Origin of the sequence: Hymenobacter algoricola, from assembly GCF_039539525.1 — a bacterium.
Taxonomy (GTDB): Bacteria; Bacteroidota; Bacteroidia; order Cytophagales; family Hymenobacteraceae; genus Hymenobacter; species Hymenobacter algoricola.
In genome coordinates this window covers 174,871-196,113 of record NZ_BAABDH010000016.1, presented here as the reverse complement: position 1 = coordinate 196,113, position 21,243 = coordinate 174,871, and the positions used below count along the sequence as shown (strand labels likewise).

At 67.7% G+C, this 21,243-nt stretch carries 17 protein-coding genes; 2 read left to right on the top strand and 15 right to left on the bottom strand.

Annotation, left to right across the window (positions count from 1 at the left end):
• Window positions 1-43 precede the first annotated feature (43 nt).
• The 5 genes from ABD842_RS04950 to ABD842_RS04930 form a co-directional block, all read right to left on the bottom strand.
• Entirely contained in the window at window positions 44-1,405 is a 1,362-nt protein-coding gene (locus tag ABD842_RS04950) for a YCF48-related protein (protein WP_345110878.1), read from the bottom strand.
• A gap of 74 nt (window positions 1,406-1,479) precedes the next feature.
• On the bottom strand, window positions 1,480-2,238 hold the full coding sequence (locus ABD842_RS04945) for a hypothetical protein (protein WP_345110876.1): 759 nt from the start codon (window positions 2,236-2,238) through the stop codon (window positions 1,480-1,482).
• A gap of 23 nt (window positions 2,239-2,261) precedes the next feature.
• The gene (locus tag ABD842_RS04940; RefSeq protein WP_345110874.1) at window positions 2,262-3,206 is read right to left on the bottom strand and encodes a hypothetical protein; all 945 of its coding nucleotides are present in this window, start codon (window positions 3,204-3,206) and stop codon (window positions 2,262-2,264) included.
• The gene (locus ABD842_RS04935) at window positions 3,203-3,889 is read right to left on the bottom strand and encodes a hypothetical protein (protein WP_345110872.1); all 687 of its coding nucleotides are present in this window, start codon (window positions 3,887-3,889) and stop codon (window positions 3,203-3,205) included. Before ABD842_RS04935 ends, ABD842_RS04940 begins: the two co-directional genes overlap by 4 nt.
• Window positions 3,886-4,431, bottom strand: coding sequence for an RNA polymerase sigma factor (locus ABD842_RS04930; protein WP_345110869.1), 546 nt, complete (start codon window positions 4,429-4,431; stop codon window positions 3,886-3,888). Before ABD842_RS04930 ends, ABD842_RS04935 begins: the two co-directional genes overlap by 4 nt.
• 171 nt (window positions 4,432-4,602) lie before the next feature.
• Here ABD842_RS04930 and ABD842_RS04925 point away from each other — a divergent pair, with 171 nt between their 5' ends.
• The gene (locus ABD842_RS04925) at window positions 4,603-7,938 is read left to right on the top strand and encodes an AsmA-like C-terminal region-containing protein (protein ID WP_345110867.1); all 3,336 of its coding nucleotides are present in this window, start codon (window positions 4,603-4,605) and stop codon (window positions 7,936-7,938) included.
• A gap of 196 nt (window positions 7,939-8,134) precedes the next feature.
• On the opposite strand, the gene ABD842_RS04920 is transcribed toward ABD842_RS04925, so the two are convergent.
• Complete coding sequence (locus ABD842_RS04920; protein WP_345110865.1) at window positions 8,135-8,512, bottom strand: cupin domain-containing protein; 378 nt, start codon at window positions 8,510-8,512, stop codon at window positions 8,135-8,137.
• A gap of 174 nt (window positions 8,513-8,686) precedes the next feature.
• Complete coding sequence (locus tag ABD842_RS04915) at window positions 8,687-9,001, bottom strand: hypothetical protein (protein ID WP_345110863.1); 315 nt, start codon at window positions 8,999-9,001, stop codon at window positions 8,687-8,689.
• 224 nt (window positions 9,002-9,225) lie between these two features.
• Between ABD842_RS04915 and ABD842_RS04910 the strand changes: the two genes are divergently transcribed.
• Window positions 9,226-10,245, top strand: coding sequence for a zinc dependent phospholipase C family protein (locus ABD842_RS04910; protein WP_345110860.1), 1,020 nt, complete (start codon window positions 9,226-9,228; stop codon window positions 10,243-10,245).
• Window positions 10,246-10,405: 160 nt separating this feature from the next.
• Here the strand turns inward: ABD842_RS04910 and asnA are convergent, their stop codons facing one another.
• The 8 genes from asnA to ABD842_RS04870 form a co-directional block, all read right to left on the bottom strand.
• Window positions 10,406-11,413, bottom strand: coding sequence for an aspartate--ammonia ligase (gene asnA / locus ABD842_RS04905; protein ID WP_345110857.1), 1,008 nt, complete (start codon window positions 11,411-11,413; stop codon window positions 10,406-10,408).
• Window positions 11,414-11,886: 473 nt separating this feature from the next.
• Window positions 11,887-12,588 (bottom strand): PD-(D/E)XK nuclease-like domain-containing protein, encoded by a 702-nt coding sequence (locus tag ABD842_RS04900; RefSeq protein WP_345110854.1) that lies wholly within the window; start codon window positions 12,586-12,588, stop codon window positions 11,887-11,889.
• A 203-nt stretch (window positions 12,589-12,791) separates the two neighbouring features.
• The gene (locus ABD842_RS04895; RefSeq protein ID WP_345110851.1) at window positions 12,792-12,920 is read right to left on the bottom strand and encodes a hypothetical protein; all 129 of its coding nucleotides are present in this window, start codon (window positions 12,918-12,920) and stop codon (window positions 12,792-12,794) included.
• A gap of 96 nt (window positions 12,921-13,016) precedes the next feature.
• On the bottom strand, window positions 13,017-14,291 hold the full coding sequence (locus ABD842_RS04890; protein ID WP_345110848.1) for a sensor histidine kinase: 1,275 nt from the start codon (window positions 14,289-14,291) through the stop codon (window positions 13,017-13,019).
• 30 nt (window positions 14,292-14,321) lie between these two features.
• The gene (locus tag ABD842_RS04885) at window positions 14,322-14,999 is read right to left on the bottom strand and encodes a response regulator transcription factor (protein ID WP_345110847.1); all 678 of its coding nucleotides are present in this window, start codon (window positions 14,997-14,999) and stop codon (window positions 14,322-14,324) included.
• Between the two features lie 84 nt (window positions 15,000-15,083).
• Window positions 15,084-18,179 (bottom strand): efflux RND transporter permease subunit, encoded by a 3,096-nt coding sequence (locus ABD842_RS04880; protein WP_345110844.1) that lies wholly within the window; start codon window positions 18,177-18,179, stop codon window positions 15,084-15,086.
• Window positions 18,180-18,182: 3 nt separating this feature from the next.
• On the bottom strand, window positions 18,183-19,397 hold the full coding sequence (locus tag ABD842_RS04875) for an efflux RND transporter periplasmic adaptor subunit (protein WP_345110841.1): 1,215 nt from the start codon (window positions 19,395-19,397) through the stop codon (window positions 18,183-18,185).
• 20 nt (window positions 19,398-19,417) lie between these two features.
• Window positions 19,418-20,782 (bottom strand): TolC family protein, encoded by a 1,365-nt coding sequence (locus ABD842_RS04870; protein ID WP_345110838.1) that lies wholly within the window; start codon window positions 20,780-20,782, stop codon window positions 19,418-19,420.
• Between the last annotated feature and the right edge of the window lie 461 nt (window positions 20,783-21,243).

Here is a 21,243-nt window from a genome sequence, read left to right as displayed (position 1 = left end):
ACGAAGGGAAAGGGTGAAATAACGATCAAAGTCAGGCGGAAAGCTACTGCACCACCAGCTGCTGCCGGGCCTGCCTGGCGGCCGTTTCCAGCGTCAGCAGGTAGAGCCCGGCCCGTTGCCCGCGCAGGTCAAGCGCTAGCTCAGCGCGGCCGGCGGCCGTCGTGGTGCGCAGCACTTCGCGCCCCACGGCATCCACCACGCGCACCGTGGCCGCGGCGGCCGGCAGCGGCAGCCGGAACCAGCCGTCGGCGCTGGGGTTGGGGTAAGCCGCCAGCGGGGGCAGCACCCGGGCCGGGCTGCGGCTCAGCACGGTGGCATCCAGCCGGTAGGCCCCCAGGGCGGTGCTGCCCAGCACCGCCCCCGACCACACTGCCCCCGCGCCCCGCGCCGCAATGCCGGTGTGCTGCCGGGTTGTTTCCAGGGGCACCCAGGTGGCCCCGTTATCCGCCGAGTACGACGAGCCCAGGTCGGTGGCCGTCAGGTCGCCGGCGCCGACCGACAGCAGCAGGCCGGTGCCGGGTACGCCGGTAATGCCGTTGGACAGCAGCGGGCCGGTGTAGAATACCCGCTGCCAGCTCAGGCCACCATCGACGGTGGCGTGCTCAAAGAGGGTCCGGGTGACGTCGTTCACGCTCAGGGCCACGCCGTGCAGGGCATCCTGAAAGGCCACCGCGTACATTTCCGAGCTGGTGGTGTTGGCCACGGCAGCCGTCCAGGTAGTGCCCTGATCGGTGGAGCGGAATACCCGGCTTTCGTCGGTGGCAAACCAGATGCTGTTGCCTACCACGGCCGGGGTCAGCACCACCCCGTTTTCGTCGGGCAGAGGCGCGGGCACGCTGGCGGCCCGGCCCCAGGTGGTGCCGCCGTCGTGGGTGACGAAGATATCGAACGGGTCGGTGGGTGCGTTGAGCGGGTCGCCCACGGCCACCCCGTCGTTGGCGGTGAAGAAATGCACGAAGTTGGGCGTGCTGGTGCTGAACTGGGCCCCGGGCTGCACCGCCCAGGTGAGGCCGCCATCGGCGGTGTGCAGCACCCGGCCGCCGGGGCTGGCCGTGCGGACCGTGCACACCCAGGCGCTGGTGGCGCTGGTGGCGCTCAGACCCCGGATGTATTCATCCGGGGCCAGCGGCCCCACGGCGCGCCGCGCCCAGCTCTGGCCGCCGTTGGTGGAAAGCACCACGCTGCGGTTGACGGCATCCTCGTCGTAGCCCAGGGCCCAGACCACGTTGTTGCTCACGATGCCGAAGTGGTAGGCAAACACCTGGGGGGTGTCAAAGGCGAAGGGCTGCAGCGTCCACTGGGCGGCGGCGGCTTGGCTCAGCAGCAGCAGCGCCAATAGCGGCAACAGCTTCAGGCCGCGGCGGGAACGGGTATAAAATGGCAGATGGAGTAAACGGTTGCGCATGATAAAGGGAAAAAGGGAGCAGAAACCCGGGTTAGAGAAAACACGTGAAAAGAGGCGAAGCAGGGGCCGGCCCCTCAGCGGCCCAGGGCCAGCCCGAGGCGCAGATCCAGCATAATGTGCAGGCTGTTGTTGGGAAACAGCGGGCCGGCCTGGGGCAGCAGCGGCAGCGGGATGCCGGCGTTCAGATCGACGAAGCCGTAGCGGCCCAGCCGGCGCTGCAGGCCGTAGAGCACCGCCACCGACGCCCGCACGGCGTGGCCCCTGGCCTCGGTAGAAAAGGGCGTCTGGTAGCCCCGCCGCCCGTAGCCCGTGCCCAGGGCCACCGACAGGTAGTTGGCCGAGAAGTTGCTGGCGCTTTTGCTCTTGCGGATGCGCTTGTTCAGGTTATAGTAGTAGCGCCCGGCCAGCTGGGTTTGCAGGTCCACGCCGTTGAAGACGGGTCCGTTGACGGCTTCGCGGTAGCGCAGGACCTGGGGCGTAAACTCGGCCAGCACCGACCAGCTGGTGCGCAGCTTGTGCTCATAGCTCAGGCGGGGCCCGTAGGACAGATCCTGCAGCTGACCGCCCTGGCGCAGGGAAGAGAAATTTGTCAGGTCCAGCTTCCACAGGCGGCGCTCCTCCACCTGCACCCGGGTGAGCTTGCGCAGCCGGCGGCCCAGGCCGGCTTCGAAGGCATACCCGGTGGAGTCGGGCACCGTTTCCTCACCGTAGGTAATGCGGGCCGTATCGGCGGGCTGGGTTTGGGCGGCGGCGGGGCGGGTCAGGCTCAGCAGCAGCAGGCTCAGTAGCGGCAGCAGGCGGCCGGCAATGCGGCAGGAAAGCGGGGCGGGCATAGGAGTAGCTAAGGGGCAAAAAATCAGCGCTGAATCAGCAGCGGCTGGGTCTGCAGGATGATGGGCGCGTAGGAAGTCACCACCCGAATCAGGGGCAGCCGGGCCTGGTGGGTTACGTCGAGCATGCTGCGGCCCAGGCTTTTGCGCGGCCGGCCCGCCAGGGCCGCCGGCACCGTAAGCGGGCCCTGGGCCGTGGTGAGCAGGTAGTTGAACAAGCCCAGCTGGGGCACGCCGATGATGACTTCCGTCCGCTCGGCGTCCACAAACGCGCTTTTCAGCTCCCCGGTAGGTTCGAGCAGCACGCTGCCGTAGCGGTTGCGGATGGCGTAGGTGCCGCCCGCCTCCGTGAGCCGCACCGCCGACTTGTCGGCCTCGCAGTCGAAGCTCAGATTGAGCCGGGTACCGGTCAGGTCGGCGTAGCGGGCGGTGGCGCTGAAGGTGCCGCGCAGGTTCTGGAGCTGGATCTGGCCGAAGTTCTGCTCCAGCTTCACCTTGCCCGTCAGGTCGAGCAGCGTGGTCTGCCCGTAGGTGTTCACGATTTGCAGCGCGTTGCCCGCGGGCATCATGATGGTGTAGTCGGCCCGCAGGTCGCTGCGGATAGCCGGGCTGCCGGCCGGCCGGGCGAAGTAGTTGACCAGGTCGATAACGCTGCCTTTTTTTTCCAGCTGGTAGCGCACGGCCGGCAGCTCCTGCTCGGCCACGGCGCGCTCGGGGTGGCGGGCACTCAGGCGCAGCACCACCTGCACCGAGGGCTGGTCCCAGCCCTGCACCCGCAGCGTGGCTTTTTCGGCCCGGATGCGTACCAGCGTCCCGGCCGGGCAGGGCAGCGTCTGCTCCACGGTGCGGGTCAGCACCTGCACCTTGCGCTGGGCCCGGGCCCCGGGCAGCCCGGCGCCCCACAGCACCAGCGCCAGCAGCAAGGCCAGCCGCAGCCGCCGGACCAGGAAAAAGGGCGGTAGTAGCTTCATGAGATAAGCAGGTGAATCAGCTCCCGGGTGACGGTGGCTTTAAGAGTGGTAACCCGCACCTGGTGGCGTATTAGCTCGGGCGTGGTACCCAGGCGCCGCAGGTCCTGCTGCAGGCGCTGCTCCTCGGCTTCCAGCTCCGTGAGCTGCCCGCGCAGCGCCCGGAACTCGGTAGACTGGCACACGGCAGGCAGCGAGGTGCAGTGGGCGTCGATAAAGGCCAGGCCCTGCTCGTCGAGCGGGTCGAAGGCGGCGAAGGCGGGGCGGGTTTCGGCCGGCTCCTCCACTTCTTCGGAGTAGGCAATGGTTTCATGGGGCGCCGCACCGGGGCGGGCAGCGGGCCACTGCCCCCAGGCCAGCACCAGCACCAGCAGCGCCGCGGCCAGGCCGGCTACCAGGCGGTACGCCGGCCCCAGCGGGCGCACCGCGGGCGGCATCGGCTCCGCCGCTACGTGCAGCGGGGAGGGCGCCGGGGCATCCAGCTCGGCGGCAATGGCAGCCCACAGGTCGGCGGCGGGCTCGTGGGCGGGCAGGGCGGGCAGGACGCGGGCAATGGCTTCGGCGGCGCTCAGCTCGTCGGCAATGCGGGGCCACAGCCCGGCGTCGGGTTCGTGGGCGGGCAGCTGGCCCAGGACCCGCTGCAGGGTAAGCCGCCCGGCTTCGGATTGATTCGACAGGAGGCTCATAGGTGGAGATGACGCAGTTTGAGTTGGAGCAGCCGCTTGGCCTGGTGGAGCTGCGACTTGCTGGTGCCGTCCGAGATGCCGAGCAGCTCGGCCACTTCGCGGTGGCGGTAGCCTTCCACCTCGATCAGGCAGAACACGGCCCGGTAGCCGGCGGGCAGCTCCCCGATGGCCTTTTCCAGCGCCTCGCCGGTCAGGCTGTCGTGCCAGGCCACCAGGGGCTCGGCGTGGCGCTCCGGGCTGTAGACTTCCATGCGCTGCTCCCGCCGCAGAATCCGCAGGGCGCAGCGCACCACGATGGTTTTGATCCAGCTGCCCAGCGTCGACTCCTGCCGGAAGCCGGCCAGCTGCCGGAACACTTCCACAAACGCTTCCTGCAGCGCATCCTGGGCTAAGTCGCGGCTGCCCAGAATGCGCAGGGCGCAGGAAAACATGGCCGTCTTGTGGCGCTCGTACAGCTGCTGCTGGGCCGGCCGGCTCTGGGCCAGGCAGCCCGCCAGCAGCAGCTGTTCGTCGGAAGAGTCGGAGGCCTGGGTCAGAGTCACGGAGAAGGGATTTGGCGTAAAGGGAAGCCCCGGGGCGCAAAGGTTGGTTGGAGCCGAAAAAAAATCTTCTTTCCCGCCCCGGCGCAGCTACACCGGGCCTTGCCGCGTATGCCCAACCGCCGCCGCTGCCTATCTTGAAGCCCCTTAGTCCCCGCGCCGGAATTATTCCTTATGAAGTGGTCTACCCTCCCACGCCTGCTGCTCGCCGGATGTCTGCTTTGCCTGCTCGTGCTCAGCCTGGCGTTGTGGCTGCTGGGGTCGGGCTACGGGCGGCGGAAGCTGGAAGCCCTGGTGCGGCAGCGGCTGGCCCACAACTCGGAGCTGGTGCTGGCCCCGTTTGAGGTGCAGGTTTCGCTGTGGCGGGATTTTCCTCACGTCACGGCCTCGCTGCACCACCTGGCCCTGACCGATACGGCCTACCGCCAGCGGGTGCCGGTGTTCCGCGTGGGCCGGGCCGACCTGCGCCTGGAGCTGGCCGCCCTGCTGCGCGGCCGGGTGCGCGTGACGCGCCTGATGGTGTCGGACGTCGACTTCCGCGAGCAGGTGGATGTGCTGGGCCGCAGCTGGGGCCTGCACGGCAAAAGGCGCGGCGCCCGCCAGGGCCAGGGCCCGCCCCTGGACATGACCCTGGACTCGCTCATCGTCCACAACTTCCGCATCACTTCCCGCAACGACTACGCCCACAGCGCCTTTGGGGCAACCGTGCGCCGGGCCCGCCTCACGGTGAGCCTGCGCCGGGGCGTGCTGCACACCACCGGCACGCTGGGCGCCACCCTGGACTACCTGCGCAACGCGGGCGGCACCCTGTTTGAAAAAGAGCCGGTCTGGGCCCGGGTGCACTATCACTACGCCTTCGAGCCCCGGCAGGGCACCATCTTCCCTTCCCCGGCGACGCTCAACGGCGACACCATCCGCGTGCAGGGCACTCATACCAAGGCCCCCGGCCAGGCCGGGACACGGCTCAACCTGAGCTTTGCCGGCCAGCAGCCCCTGACCGAGGTCTTGCGCGCGGCCCTGCCCGAGGCCGCGCAGCCCTACCTGGCCGGGGCCGCCAGCCCCAGCAAAGCCCGGATTCACTACACCATTCAGGGGTTGAGCGGCCCCACGGTGAGCCCGCACAACGTGCTGCGCTTCGGCCTGCGCGGGGCCCGGCTGACCTGGCCCGACTCGGCGCGGCGCATCACCCACTGGGACCTGCAGGGTACCTACGACAACGGCCCCGGCCGCAGCCCCCAGACCACCTCGCTGCGGCTCAACCACTGCCGCATCAATACCTCCGCCGGCCGCCTCGACGTGGCTTTGCTGCTGCTGGATTTCACCCGGCCCTTTATCAACGGGCGGGTGCGCGGCCGCACCGAGCTGGCCCAGCTGGCCGGGGTGGTGTCGCCGGGCGTGTGGCGGGCCCGCCGCGGCACCGCCGAAATGGACGTGCGCCTGCGCGGTCTGCTGCCGCCCGCCCCCAGCCGCCGCATGGCCGGGCGGCCCCAGAAAAGCCTGTCGGTGCGCGGCACCGTCACCCTGCGCGACGCCTCCTTCGTCATTCCCGACCGCGGGGTGGATATGTCGGAGCTGAACGTGCGCGTGGGGCTGCAGGACAACGTCTGGCGCCTCTCCAACGCCTCGGGCGTCCTCGACCGGATGCGGTTCCGGGCCACGGCCACCACCACCGACCTGTTCGACTACCTGATCGACCGGCACGCCACCACCCGCATCAGCGGCGACTTTGCCGTGGATGAGCTGCGTGTGGTCCGGCTGCGGGAGCTGCTGCGCCCCATGGCCCGCCGGCCCCTGGCCGCCACCGGCCGCCGCCGGCCCCGCCCGGCCCCGGCGTCGATGGCCAACCTGGGCAGCAGCCTGATTCCGAAGGGCGTGCGGCTGAACGTGAACCTGCGCTGCCGCCGCCTGGTGCTGCCCGCCGACACGCTCACCAACCTGGCCGTGACCGTGCAGCACGACGGCCGCACGGTGCAGCTCCGCAACCTGGCCGGGGAGCTGTGGGGCGGCCGGGTGCGCGGCACCGCCGCCTGGCCTACCGACTCGCTGAACCGCGTGGCGCCCATCAACTTTCAGCTCGGCGTCCGCTTCGGCACCATCAACTACCGCCGCTTCCTGGCGCTGCTGTCCCGGCCCGTCAAACGCTCGGCCAGGGCTCCGGCCAGCCCGGCCCTGCGGGAGCTGCTGCTGGCCGCCAACGGCCGCATCACCTGCGACGTGGCGCGGGTGCAGCTGCCCGACGGCGAAGACCTGCGGGGCCTGACGCTGCAGCTCAACAAAACCGGCGCCAGCGTGCAGCTGCCCTACCTGCGCTTTGCCACTACCCGGGGGGGTACGGGCCGGGCCACGGCTTCGGCCCGGGTGGCCGACAACCGCCTCGTGGCCGCCGAGGCCAGCCTCAACCTGAGCTACGAAACCCTCGACGTGCAGAAGCTGCTGCTGCTGCTGGCCAGCTTCAACCCCAAAACCAGCCCCGACGACGACGACGATGACGACGAGGCGCTGGACGGGCCCGACAGCCTCGCCCTGGCCGGGCCGCTGCCGGACCGGGCTACCCGGCGCGCCGCCCGGGCGGCGCGCCGGGCGCAGCTCAACAGCCGGCCCACCCGCAAGCCCGACGGCACCATCATTTCCAACGGCGTTCTGACCGCCGTGCTGCGGGTGCAGGCCGATAAGGTGCGCTACGCCGCCCTCAGCGGCCGGCGGTTCCGGCTGGTGTCGCGCCTGAGCAAGGGCGAGGCCCGCCTCGACGACTGCTCGCTCGAGGCCTTCCAGGGCCGGCTGTCGTTGCGGGGCCGCATGATTACCGACGCGGGCCGGTTTCATCACCCGCTGCACGTGCAGATGCTGCTGCAGGACATTCAGCTGCCCGAGTTTTTTGCCGCCGCCACGGCCATGCGCCTCAACGTGCTGGGGGCCGACAACATCCGCGGCACCCTGCGCTGCGCCGCCGACGTGCGCACCGACCTCGACGCTACCTTCCTGCCGGTGTTCGACCAAACCACGGGCTACCTCAAAACCGACATCCGCGACCTGGAGCTGCTGGAGGTGGAAGCGCTCAGCCAGGCGCTGCGGTTTATGAAGGCCGAGCGGACCAGCCACCTGTTTTTCGAGCCCGTCAGCACCGAGTTCCTGCTTAACCGCGGCGAGCTGCTCATCCCCGACCTGGACCTGAACAGCAACCTGAGCAACCTGCAGCTCAGCGGCCGCTACTACATCGACGGCCGCGCCGACCTGTACGTGGGGCTGAATCCGTTCCAGACCCTGTTCGGCAATAACTCACGGCGCGTGGAGCGCATCCGCGACAATGAGCCCGTGCGCCGGGCCGGCCGCCTGACCTACCTGGGCCTGAGTCGCACCGAGCCGGGCACCAAGTACAAGGTCCGGCCCTTCCAGCGCCTCGAGCAGCGCGAGCAGCAGGCCGCCCTGCGCCAGGAGTACCGGCAGATTCTGCAAACCCAGCGCCTGGACACCACCCTGCGGCTGCTGCGCCAGGTAGAGCTGGTGAAATAAGAGAGCTGGTAATCCTGGCCCTGCGAGGCTACAGGCCGCAGCAGCCTATGCTGGGCAACCCGAAAGCGCTATCAACAGCCAAGCCCCGGTGCTGGCAAACGGCGGGGCTGGCGGCTGAAAAGGCGCCGGGTTCATGGCAGAGGACGCAGGGCGGCGCGTTGCTTACTCCGGCAGGTCCGCTTGTTCCTTCCCGGTCTCACCGCGGCGCCAGGCCCATACGCTGCACGGTTTCCCCTTCAAAGTCGAATTCGATGAGCACGGCGGGCGTGTCGCCCACCACCCAGCCCTCGTGGCCCGGGGCAATGGCCACCACCTGGGGGGCCACAAACTCGACGGTTTCGCCGTCGGCGTACTGAATGTTGATCTGGCCCTGGGCCAGGAAGCCCACGTGGGCGTGCATGCACAGGGTGGTGCCCACCACCGGCCGCATGTTTTTCGACCAGCGGAAGCCCACCGGGTACACCACCCGCTTCACTCGCGCGTCGCCGGTGCGCATCATATCAATCTGCACGCCGCCGACTTCGCGGTGCTCGGTGCCTTTCATCGGGGCTAGTAGCGGGTTGTTCTGGCTCATGGTAGTGCTGCTGATAAAGTGAATCAATCCCCACGCTCCGCCGCCGATTCAAGATAGAGTTTCTGCCGGCAAAAACCCCGGCCGCTTCCGCAGTCGGGATTTTTGGATGAGGGCCGTCAAAACCCCGCCGTGCGTGGCGGCCAAGGCGGTGGGGCCGGGGGTCTGCGGGTGGAGCTACAGCGGATGCGCGTCATTGTTGGCGCTGGCGCCGGGGTCGGTTTCGCCGCTGGTATCGGGCTGCACGGGAGTGGTGGGGTCGGTCAGGGTCTGCTCGCCGTCGGCTTGTTCGGGCTCGGCGGCGGGCGTTGTCGGCCCGGCGGGCTCAGCGGGCGGCGCGGCTTCGGGGGCCGGGGCCGGCTGGCTCTCGGCGGGCGGGCTCTCGGCGGGCTGGGGCGCCGGGTCCACGGTGGGCTGGTCGGGGTACACGGTGCTTCTGGTGGCGGGGCCGGTTGGGGCGGGGCTGGCGGGCTGTTTGGGCTTGGGGTCCATGGGGCGCAGGGAAAATAAGCGAAAGAAGCAGTGGAGCGGGTGGAGGCTGATATCAACGCAGGCGGCGGGCTGGGGTTGGGTTGAGGCCGCGGACCGGGCGCAAACGACTTCCCGCCCGGCGGCCGCGGCGGCCGGCACTTTTCCCGCTCCCACGGCTTTGTTCCTGCCACCAAAGGCCGGAACTTTGCCTGGTCTCGTCTCCCCTGTTTCCACCTTTCCTGCTCATGCTCACCTTCTCCCGCCGCCGCTGGCTGCCCGTGCTGGCTTTCCTGCTGGTGGCTCCCTCCTTTCTGTTTGCCTGGGGCACCTGGGGTCATCAGCGCATCAACCGCGCCGCCGTGCTGGCGCTGCCCGCCCCGCTGCGCACGTTTTTCTACAACCACATCGACTTCATGGTGGAAGAGTCGGTGGTGCCCGACCTGCGCAAGTACTCCATCAACGACCGGGCGGAGTTTCCCCGCCATTTCATCGACCTGGAAGACTTTGGCCCCGGCCCCCTCAGCCAGCTGCCCCAGACTTCCCAGGCAGCCTACGCCAGGTATGACGCGGCCCTGCTCGACAAGAGCGGCCGGCTACCCTGGTACATTCAGGACATGATGGGCAAGCTGACCCAGGCCATGAAAAACGGCCGTAAGGATGACATCCTGTTTCTGGCCGCCGACCTGGGCCACTACCTCGGCGACGCCATGCAGCCCCTGCACACGTCTGCCAACCACGACGGCCAGCTCACCGGCCAGAAGGGCGTGCACGCCTTTTTCGAGTCGCAGCTGGTGGAGCGGTTTGGCAAAGACTACAACTTCCGGGTGGCCGAGCCCCGCGTCATCGACCCCGTGGCCGAAACCTGGCGCCTGATTGCCCAGAGCCACGCTGCCGCCGACACGCTGCTGCTCATCGAAAAGCAGCTGGCCGCCGCTACTCCCGCCGCCGCCCTCTACGCCGTGGATGCCCAGGGGCAGGTGAAAAAGAACGTGTTCAACAGCCAGATTCACTCCCCGCCCTACGCCCTGAGCTACCACACGGCCCTCCGGCACATGGTGGAGCGCCAGCTGCGCACGGCTACCCAGGCCGCGGCCAACTACTGGTACACGGCCTGGGTCAACGCCGGCAAGCCCGACTTGGCCGCTCTCGACACCGACTACACCACCCGCAGCAACGCCAAAAACCTGAAGCAGGAGCTCAGGCTGATGCAGAAAGGCCAGTTCGTCGACTTCTCCTCCTTCCCGGAGTTTGAGATTGTGAAGTAGCGCTGAACAGCCGCAGCGCCGCGCTTCCGTCCGTTATCCGGAGCGGAGAAATATAAAGGAGGCGGGGCAGCAGGGGCAGAAAAAGCCAGAAACACGAAAAGGAAGAACGGACCGCCATCCATTCTCCCTTTTCGGTTTTAGCTGCCGGCTAACTCCCCGGTTACAGCAGCTCTACCCCCGTCCCCACCAGTTCCCGGCGCACGGCCTCGGGCCAGATGCTCACCTGTACCTCCCCGATGTGGGCCTTGCGCAGCATAAACATGCACACCCGCGACTGCCCAATACCGCCGCCGATGCTCTGCGGCAACTGGCCTTCGAGCAGCAGGCTGTGGAAGTGCAGGGCGCTGCGCTCCGAGCAGCCGCGCAGCGCCAGCTGGTGCGCCAGGGCGTGCTTGTCCACCCGAATTCCCATCGACGACACTTCAAACGAGGTTTGCAGCACCGGGTGCCAGAGCAGAATGTCGCCGTTGAGGCCCTGGTAGCCGTCCTCGTTGCGGGTGCTCCAGTCGTCGTAGTCGGGGGCCCGGCCGTCGTGGGGCTCCCCGTGGGCCAGCTCGCCGCCGATGCCCATCAGAAATACCGCCCCAAACTCCTTCGTGGCTTCGTGCTCCCGCTGCTTGGGCGTCAGGCCGGGGTACTGGCGCAGCAGGTCCTCGGCGTAGAGAAACGTGATTTGCTCAGGCAGCACGGGCGTGATTTCGGGATATTCAGCCGTCACCTGCGCCTCAGTGGTTTTCAGCGCCGCATAAATCTTCTCCACCGTCGCCTTCAGAAAGGCCGTGGTGCGCTGCTCGGGCGCCATGTGCTGCTCCCAGTCCCACTGGTCCACGTAGATGGAGTGGATGGGGCTGTAGTCTTCGTCGGGGCGCAGGGCGCGCATGTCGGTGAGCAGGCCCTTGCCCGGCGCGATGCCCAACTCCTGCAGGCGCACGCGCTTCCACTTGGCCAGGGAGTGCACCACCACCGCGCGCTGCTCCGCCATGGCTTTGATGGGGAAATGAACGGGCCGCTCGGTGCCGTTCAAATCGTCGTTGATGCCGGTACCGTCGAGCACGGCAATGGGCGACGACACCTTGCTCAGGTGGAGCTGGCGGGCCAGCTCCCGGGCGAAGGTTTCTTTCACGAATCCAATGGATTCCTCGGTTTTGAGAAGCTGCGGGGCAGTCATGGCAGTAGGTATCAGGGTGAAGGTTTTGGGTGAAAAGTGCTTGTTTTTGGCGCAGAGAATTACCGTTCCCCGGGTGGGTAGCTTTTTTAAAAAAAACCAGAATGAGCCGCTTTAAAAAAGTGCGGGAAACACCGCGCCGGGAACTTGCAACCGAAGGCAGGCAGAGCGCAGATCGAGCAAAAAAAAAGCCTTCCCGATATCAGGAAGGCTCTTTCTGTTATTTATTGTTCTCTCGTTTTTCCTTCGGAACAATAGCCTCCCTGTCTCGGAATAAATTATTATTCGAGTTATTGTTCTGGAGAATATTGCGGAGGAAAAGCGGCATTTTCGGGTGCTTTTTGAGCTGGATAGAACAAGTATAGAAGAACTATTATTTACATCCAAATGAATGGCGGCTATTTTTTTCCGCCGCCGCCGCCGGCGCAGTTCCGAAGCCCGGGTAAAAGCGGCCCGGCGGGCCGCGGCGGCGGGTTTTATTCCCCGCTCAACCCCTGGGTAATATCGCGCACGGCCTCCGACAGATAGGCCGGCACCTGGGCCGTGGGCTGCAGAAACCGCAGCAGCCGCAGGTACTTGGCCCGTCCCTCGGCCAGCATGTGCGGCGACACCTCCACCGTGAACACGCTGAAGGGCTCCACCTTCTGCACGCCCACCAGCAGAAACCGGTCGGCCTGCAGGGCATCGAGGTAGAAGGCGGCCTGCCGGTCGTAGTCGTAGCCGCTGCACTGGGCCAGGAAGTGGTCGTAGTCGCGGGCGGCGGTGGTTTTGAAGTCGATGATAGTGTAGCCCTGGCTGGTGCCGGGCACGACCAGGTCGGCGCGGAGCTTGCAGAGCGTGCCCGTGGTGGGCTCAGTAAAAATGCAGCTGGGCTCGGGCGTGCCGGTATCGAGCAGCTCCACCAGCTCGGGCCGGAGGCGCACGCCTTCCACCATCCACCACACCAGCGTGTCGTTGATGCCGGCCTGCCCGGCCTCGTACAGATCGGGCTCGAGCAGGGCCGTGTGGAAAGCGGTGCCCAGCCCCAGGGCCCCGGCCATGGAAGCGGGCTTCTCGTAGCGCCCGTTCAGCGCGTCGCGCAGGCGGGAAAGGTCGGAGTTGGCAATGGCGGGCATGGCCCGGTAGTCGTCGTAGGGGAGGCGCAGCAGGTCGGGACGGGGGGCAGACTCGGGGGTCACGGGCAGAGTATCAGGTGGAACGGCGGGTGGGCCAGGGAAACAGCAGAACACCGGCAGCAGGCGCAGGGTGCCCGCCGGGGTTCTTATTGCAACCAATATACAGGCGAAAAAGCTACTGGCTGCAGAATAGTGGGCAGCTCCCGCATTCTGCAGTCAGTAGCGGCCGAGGCAGGCAACTGCCCCGGGCTCACGGCAGGCCAGCTTTACTTTCCCCGCCGCGCCGCGCGCACGGCCTGCTCCGGCAGTGGCTCCATCACCCGGTAGCCGGCCAGCGTAGGATGCACCCCGTCGTCGGCGAAGCTGGCCTTCAGGCCCTGCCGCTCGTCGGCCATGGCGGCGTGGTAGTCGGGGCAGACAAAGTGCTGCTGCCGGGCGTAGGCTTTTGGCGCCCCGCCCCCGCCCTACGGCCCTCCCGGAACCGGAAAAGCTCAGGCAAACTGCACCCGCAGGATGTGACGGCTGCCGGCCGCGGCAAACGAGTACTCAATACCAAAGCCGTAGTAGGCGCAGATGTGCTGGGCAATGCTCAGGCCCAGCCCCGGCGAGTCGGAAGCGGCGTTGTGCTTGCGGAAACGCTCGAAGAACCGCGTCGGGTCGCCCAGCGGCGCCGGGCCAGTATTACTGATTTCCAGAACCTGGGCACTGAGCCGCACGTCGATCCGGCCGCCGGGGTAGTTGTGCTTGATGGCGTTGTGCAGCAGGTTTTGCAGCAGCGAGTCGGCCAGGCCCGGATGCATGGGCCGGGCGGGCAGCGGCGGCTCGGCGTGCAGGGTGAGCTGTACCTGGCGGGCAGTGAGCAGGGGCTCAAGCAAGGCCACCCGGTCGTGCAGCAGCTGCTCCAGCAGCACCGGCACCGCCTGAGCGGGCGCAAACTGATGGTTTTCCAGCCGGGTGAGCAGCGTCAGCGCCTGGTGCAGGCGCGAGAGGCGCCGCGTGCCGCCCAGGGCGGCGCCGAGCAGGGTGGTCAGCTGCTCGTCGGCCTGCAGCGCCGGGGCCTGCAGCAGCTGTTCGAGCTGGGCCTGGATGATAGCCAGCGGGGTTTGGGTTTCGTGGGCCGCGTTTTCGGTAAACTCCCGCAGGCTTTCGTAGTCGCTCACCAGCCGCTCGCTCAGGGTGTTCAGGGCCTGGTTCAGCTCGCCAAACTCGTCGATGGCCGGCGTGGGCAGGGTCAGCGGCTGATGGCGCTGCAGGTCGTAGGTGCGCAGCGTAGCCAGCGTGTGCTGAAACGGCGCCCAGAGGTGGCGGGCCAGCCAGCGGTTGAGGGCCACCACGCCGCCCAGCAGCAGGACCAGCACCACCAGCAGCACGCCCAGCACCACCACCAGCACGTCCTCAGTTTCGACCAGCGACTTGCGCAGCGTCACCCACTCCGGGGCGCTGGCCACCCCGGAGTGGGGCAGGCGGAAGGTGAGCCGGCGGAAGGGCACCATCTCATCTTCCACGGGGTCCAGCAGCAGGGTATCGGAGAAGCCCAGCGGCCGCGGCTGCCGGCTGCGCTCCAGGTTGTCGGCAAATGGGGCCGCCGGCAAGGGCAGGCCGCGGGCCACCTGCTTTTGGATGTGCAGCTGGCGGTTGTAGAGCAGCTCCTCCACCTCGTTGCGCAGGGCCCAGTCGAAGCCCAGGTAGAGCAGCCCGCTGGCCAGCGCAAACAGGCCCACCGTGAGGCGCAGGTAATAGCGGGTGGTGGCCGTGAGCAGTTTCATGCAGCAGAAAGAAGCGAAAAGCCTGTGGTCCTAGTCGGTGTTGAGCTTATAGCCCACGCCGTAAATGGTGCGGATATAGCCGTCGGCACCTTTTTCCTGCAGCTTTTTGCGCAGGTTTTTCATGTGGGTGTAGATGAAGTCGAATGAGTCGGCCGCGTCTACCTGGTCGCCGCAGAGGTGCTCGGCCACGGCTTCCTTGGTGAGCAGGCGCCCGGGGTTGGCCAGAAAGTACAGCAGCAGGTCGTATTCCTTGCGGGTCAGGGTAAGCGGCTCGCCGCTCACGTATACTTCGGCCAGCTCGGGCCACACCAGCAGGTCGCGGAACACGAGGTAGTGCCGGCCCTGAAACTGCCGCCGGCGCAACAGGGCCCGCAGCCGGGCATTGAGCTCGGAGAGGTGGAAGGGCTTGACCAGGTAGTCGTCGGCGCCCAGGTCCAGGCCCTGCACCCGGTCGTCGAGGCCGTCGCGGGCGGTGAGGACCAGCACCCCGGCCGGCGAGCCGTCGGACTTGAGCGTGCGCACCAGATCCAGGCCGTCGCCGTCGGGCAGCGTCAGGTCGACCAGCACGCAGTCGTACTGGTAGAGCTTGATCTTCTCGTAGGCCTGGGCGAAGCTGGCCGCTACCTCCACCACGTAGCCGCCCTGGCGGAGCGAGTCGACCAGGGTGTGGCGCAGGACCGGTTCATCTTCAACCAGCAGCAGTTTCATGGGCGTGCGTTAGGGCAGTAAACAACAAAGAAGCCCAAAGATTCTGAGGAAATTCCGGATCCGGGCCTCCCGGGCTGCGGGCGACTAAGCCGCCGGCTGCGCCGCCACCGGCGCGGCGCCTGGCTTGCGCCCGAAGGCCCAGTACAGCGCCGGCATGCCCAGCAGGTTGAGCACCGTGGAGGTAATCACGCCGCCCAGAATCACCACCGACATCGGGTGCTCGATTTCCGAGCCTGGCTCGTTGCCCGCCAGAATGATGGGCAGCAGGGCCAGCACCGAGGTCAGGGCCGTCATAACGATGGGCGACACCCGCTCCAGCGAGCCGCGGATAATCAGCTCTTTACCAAAGGGCATACCCTCTTCCAGTTCCAGATGGCGGTAGTGGCTGACGAGCATGATGCTGTTGCGGGCCGCCACGCCCAGCACCGTGATAAAGCCCACGATGGAGCCCAGCGACAACACGCCCCCGGTGAGAAACGCCGCCAGCAGACAGCCCGACACGGCGAAGAACAAGCTCAGCAGCCCCAAGGTGGCCAGGCGCACGGTGCCAAAGTCGGTGTAGAGCACCAGAAAGATGCCGATGAGCGAAAGCACGACCAGGCCCAGCATGCGGTTCTGGGAGGCCTGCCGCTCGGCGTACTCGCCCAGGATTTCGGGGTGGTAGCCCGCCCCAAAAGCCACGCCGTCGACCTGGGCCTGCACGTCGCGGGCTACCGAGCCCAGGTCGCGGCCGCGCACGTTCAGCGTCACGTCGATGCGGCGGGAGGAGGCTTCGCGGGTGATTTCGTTGGGCGTGGGTACAATCTGCACGTCGGCTACCTCTTTGAGCGGCACGGCCCCGCCGCCGGGCAGGCCGATGAGCAGCTCGCGCACGGCCCCGAAGTCGGCGCGCACCGCCGGCTGGCCCCACACGGCCACGTCGAAAATCTTCTGCTCCTGGTAGATTTCGCCCACCTTGCGGCCCTTCACCAGCGTGCTGATGGCCTGGAGCACGGTGCCCGGGTTCAGGCCGAAGCGGGCGGCGGCCTCGGGCCTGATCCTGACCTGAATCTGGGGCACGAGGGTTTGCTGCTGCACTTTCAAATCCACCACGCCCTCCACGCCTTCCAGCCTGGCGCCCACTTCCTTGGCTTTGGTGTAGAGCTGGTCGAGGTCGGGGCCGAAGATGCGGACCACGACGGTGGCCGAGGTGCCCGTCAGCACCTCCTTGATTCGTTCCCGCAGGTAAGTCAGCAGGTCACGGTACAGCCCGGGGTAGCCGTCCACCACGGTCTGGATTTTGGCCACGGTGGCCTCGTAGTCCACCGTGGGGTCGACGGATATCCAGAGCTCGGTGAAGTTGGGACCTACTACTTCATCGGCCACCTCAGCCCGGCCGATGTGGGCGCCGAAGTTGCGCACGCCGGGAATGGCGCGCAGCTCCTTGCTGGCCCGAATGGTGATGCGTGACATGGCCTGCAGCGAGGTGCCGGGCTTTTCCACCCAGTGCATCAGGAAGTCGTATTCCTTGAAGTTGGGCAGGAATTCCTGCCCAAAAAACGGCAGCGTGAGCATCGAAACCACCGCCACGCCGGTCAAGGACCAGGCCACGCGCCGGGGTTGGGCCAGCAGGCCGGGCAGCACTCGGGCGTAGTGCCGCTTGAGCCAGGCCACCACCGGCGAGTCCTTCGATTCCTTTTCGGCAGCTTTGGGCAGCAGCAGCAGCGCCAGCGCGGGCGTCAGCGTGAGGGCCACGAACAGCGAGGCCAGAATAGCCAGCACGTAGGCAAAGGCCAGGGGCTGGAAAAATGCCCCCGACAAACCCGGCAGCAAAAAGATGGGCAGCAGCACCAGGGCCACGATAACCGAGCCGTAAATCACGGCCGAGCGCACTTCCATGCTGGCCTCGTATACCACCGCAAACGCCGTTTTGGGCGAGCCGGCCGCGTGGTTGAGCCGCAGCCGGCGCATGATGTTTTCCACGTCGATGATGGCGTCGTCGACCACCTCGCCCAGGGCAATGATGAGGCCGGCCAGCACCATGGTATCAATGGTTTTGCCGGAGTAGCGCAACGCCAGCGCCGCCGCAATGAGGGAAGTCGGCAGGGCCAGGGCGCTGATAAGGGCCGTGCGCCACTCGTAGAGAAAGAACAGCAGCACCAGCACCACCAGCACGCAGCCGATGAGCAGGGACTTGTTCAGGTTGGCCAGCGACATCTCAATAAACGTCGCGGGCCGGAAGATGGTCGAGTCGATTTCCAGCCCTTTCAAGCCGGGGCGCATGGCGTTCAGGGCGGCTTCCACCTGCCGGGTCACGTCCAGGGTATTGGCGCCGGGCTGCTTTTCCACGATGAGCAGCAGGCCAGGGACGTCGTTGATGACGGCATCGCCGATGGGTGCGGGGAAGCCCTCCACCACCTGTGCCACTTCGCCCAGCTTCAGACTCACGCCGTTGCGGAAGGCCACGGGCATCTGGGCCAGGTCGGCGGCCGACTGGATGGCGGCGCTTTGCGACACGGCCAGGCGCTGGTTGGGCGAGTCAATGAAGCCGCCGCCGGCCAGCGTGGTAGCGTCGGCCGCGGCCTTCTCCACTTCGGCCAGGGTCAGGCCCAGAGTGCGGAGCTGCTCGGGGTTCACCAGCACCTGCAGCTGCCGGTCGCGCTGGCCCCAGATGGCCACGTTGGCCACGCCGGGCACGGCCATCAGGCGCGGACGGATACTCCAGCGGGCCAGCGTCGTCATTTCCACCTGCGTGAGGCTGTCCGACGTAATGCCGATTTTCAGCACCCGGCTCGTGGACGACAGCGGGGACAGCATGACGGGCGGCCGGGCCACGCCGGGCAGCGTGGGCGCCACCCGGGCCAGCCGCTCCTGCACCGCCTGCCGGGCATTGTTGATGTCGACGCCCTGGGGGAAGTACAGCACCACCGACGAGAGCCCCAGCACCGACTTGGAGCGGATTTTCTTGACCTCGGGCGTGCCGTTCAGGGCGTTTTCCAGCGGCACGCTCACCAGGGCTTCCACCTCGGCCGTGCTCAGGCCGGGCGCCTCGGTCTGCACCTCCACGTAGGGCGGTGCAAACTCCGGAAATACGTCCAGCGGCGTGTTGCGCACCACCTGCAGCCCCGCCACCAGCAGCACCCCGAAGAGCACCACCACCACCAGCCGCAGCCGCAGCGCCGATTCAATTATCCACTTCATTGCTTAGTGGCTACCGCCAAATTCAGTTCCAAATAATTCCGCCGCGCCGTCGGTGACGACTTCCGCGCCGGCTTTCACGCCCCGGGAGATGACGATTTGGTCGCCCACCGCCCGCTGCACTTCCACCCGCTGGCGGGTGTACTGCCGGGGCGCGGTGCGTACGTACACCCACTGCCCGCCCGTGGCGTCGTAGAGCAGGGCTGCGGCCGGTACCGTCAGGGCGGCAGTGCTGGTCGGGGCACCCGTGGCGCCGTTGGTAGCGCCGGGGGCAGCATTGCCCAGGGCTACATCCACGGCCACCCGCTCGCCGGGGCGGAAGGCCTCGTCGGCGTTGTCGATTTCGTAGAACACGTCGGCCGTGCCCGTGCCGGCGGTGGCACCGAGCAAGGGCGCTTCGACCGGCTGGCCTTGGCGTGAGGCCCCACCGTTCAGCGGGCGTACGGTCACGGCCTGCTTGCTCAGGCGGCGCAGATCACCCACGAACAGCGGAACGCGCACCCATACCTTATTGAGCGCGGCCAGTTCCACCAGGACCGTATTGGCCGTTACCAGCGAGCCGGGGGCCACCGTCACGCGCTGCACCACCCCGCTCAGCGGCGCTTTGATGGGCAGGGCCTGGCCCCCGCCGGTATTGCCGTTCAGGGCGCCCTGCCGGGCGCGGGCATCGGCCAGGGCGCGCTGGGCCAGGGCTACGTCGGCGCGGGCGTCGTCGCGGGCCCGCACGCTGCCGGCGCGGTCGGCCAGCAGCTCCTCGGCCCGGCGCAGGCGGGCCTGGGCCACCTGCAGCTGGGTGCGCGACTGGGCCATGCCCTGGTCGAGGGTCAGCAGGTCGCGCTCGGCGGGCAGCGGCACCAGCTGGTAGAGCGTCTGGCCCTGGCGCACACGCTGGCCAGCCGTAATGCCGGCCCCACCGCGCAGCGTACCCTGCACCGGCGCCACGATGGTAATAGCCTGACCCGGCACGGCCTGGATTTCGCCGCCCACTTCGCGGGTGGCCCGCACGTTGTCGGTTTTGATGGCCACGGTTTTGATGCCCAGGCGCTTCTCCGCCTCGGGCGTGATGGTTACGGTGGTCAGGTCCGACTCCTTGACCGGGTTCCCGACCTCGGCGGCGCTGATGGCCTTGGGCTTTTCGGCTTTGCCACAGCAGGCCGCGCCGCTGAGCAGCCCGACCAGCGCCAGACAACGGGAGGCGACGAGTAAGTTCGATACTAACATAGTGGGAAGGCTAAGGAGAGTTAAAACCGGCCGCCCACCGCGTAGCGCAGCCGGGCCAGGGCGCGGCGCTGGTCGGCGCGGGCGTCGGCGGCGCGCTGGCGGGCGTCGAGCAGCTGCCGGGTGGTTTCGGCCACCTGCACGTAGGGAAAGTCGCCGTTGATGAAGGCGTTGGTGGAGCGGCGCAGCGCGTCGCTCAGGCTGGGCAGGTAGCTGCGCTCCCACAGCGCCACGCTCTGGGTGGCCTGCTCGTACTGGGCGTAGGCCTCGCGCACGTCGAGGTTCACGGTCTGGCGCAGGGCCAGATACTGCCAGGAGGCCTGTTCCAGCTCGGCTTTCACCCGCGAGATACGGCCCTGGTTGCGGTTGAAGATGGGCAGGCCGATGGCCGCCCCCGGCGCCAGGTGCACGGGGTTGGGGTCGTTCAGGCGGGCGTTGAGCGAAAGCACGAACGAGAACACCCGGCTCCGCTCCCACTTCAGCCGCTTGCCGATGCCTTCAATACCGATGCGGGCGGCCCACAGGTCCGGGCGGGCCGCGTAAGCTGAATCCAGCAGCGTGCGCAGCGGCGGCACTGTGGGTGTGGCGGCTGAAGCAGTCATGGCGAAGCGGACAGAATCGGCATTCACCGAGTCCAGCCCCAGGGTGGCAAACAGGCGCAGGCGGGCAATCTGGACGTCGCGGCGGGCCCGGTAGTAGTCATCTACGGCCCGGAGCGAGTCGGCGCTGGGGGCCACGGTTTCCAGCTCGCTGGCCTCGCCCACGCGGTAGCGGGCCCGCACGATACGCGCCACCTCGGCCCGCATGGTGATGGCCTCGCGGGCAATGCGCAGCCGCTCATCGGCCAGGGTGATGTCGGTGTAGGACACCTGGGCGTCGCGGCCCACGAGCAGGCCGCGGGTCACCAGGCTTTCGGCCACGCGCTGAGTTTCGAGCTGGGCGGCTCCTACCCGGCCGGGGCGCTGCCAGAGCAGGTCGGAGGCAAAGTTCAAGGCCAGAAAGACGGGGGATGTGCCGTAGGCCGTCACGCCCGTCAGCACGGGGTTGGCCAGCAGGCCGGCGTCCTGCAGGTCGGCCTGGGCCAGGGCCAGCGCGCTCAGGTCGGCCTGAAAGGCGGGGTTGCGCGTCAGGGCCAGGCTCACGGTTTCGTCCTCGCTCAGGCCGTCCTGCAGGTTGGGCAGCGCAGGCGCCGGGGCGTTGGCCGGGCGGGCCGCGCCCAGCGCGTAGCCGGCCCGGGCGTTCAGGCGCCGGGCTACATGCTCGCGGGTATACGTAGGTTTAGTGCTCATGCAGCCCGCCAGCAGCAGGGGCAGCAGCCAGATGGGGCGCCAGCGGCGTGGCGCGGCCAGGAAAAGCGGGGGAATATGATGCTGGGGGGATACGGGCACGGCAACTGGGTTGGGGCAGCAAAAACGCCGGGGTACTGCTTGCGGGCCGGCTGAAGAATGGGGTGCAATCAGCCGCCGCGGGGCAGCCCGGGCTTTTGTTTTGGTATTCCCTTTCGCGGTGGGGCCTTAAATTCTGGCAGGAAGCGGGAATATGCACAAGGTTAGGGCCGGTTTCTGAAGCAATTCTGTGCGGGCTGCATCGGTCCAGCAGCGCCGGCAGTGCCCACACCAAGCCGGCTGCCTGGCCGGCCAGGCAGCTGGAAGGGACACAGCAGAAAATAAAGCGGTGACAGCAGGCTGCAGGTCAGACTGCTGTCACCGCTCACGCCCACGGCTGTACTCCCCGAATCAGCCTGCCGGCGGCGGCCGGCCCAGCCAGCCCGGTCAGCCCGGTCAGCCCGGTCAGCAACAGGAGCAGCGGGCGCGAAGAGCTTTGGGCGCTCTTTCTTTACCTCCGGCTG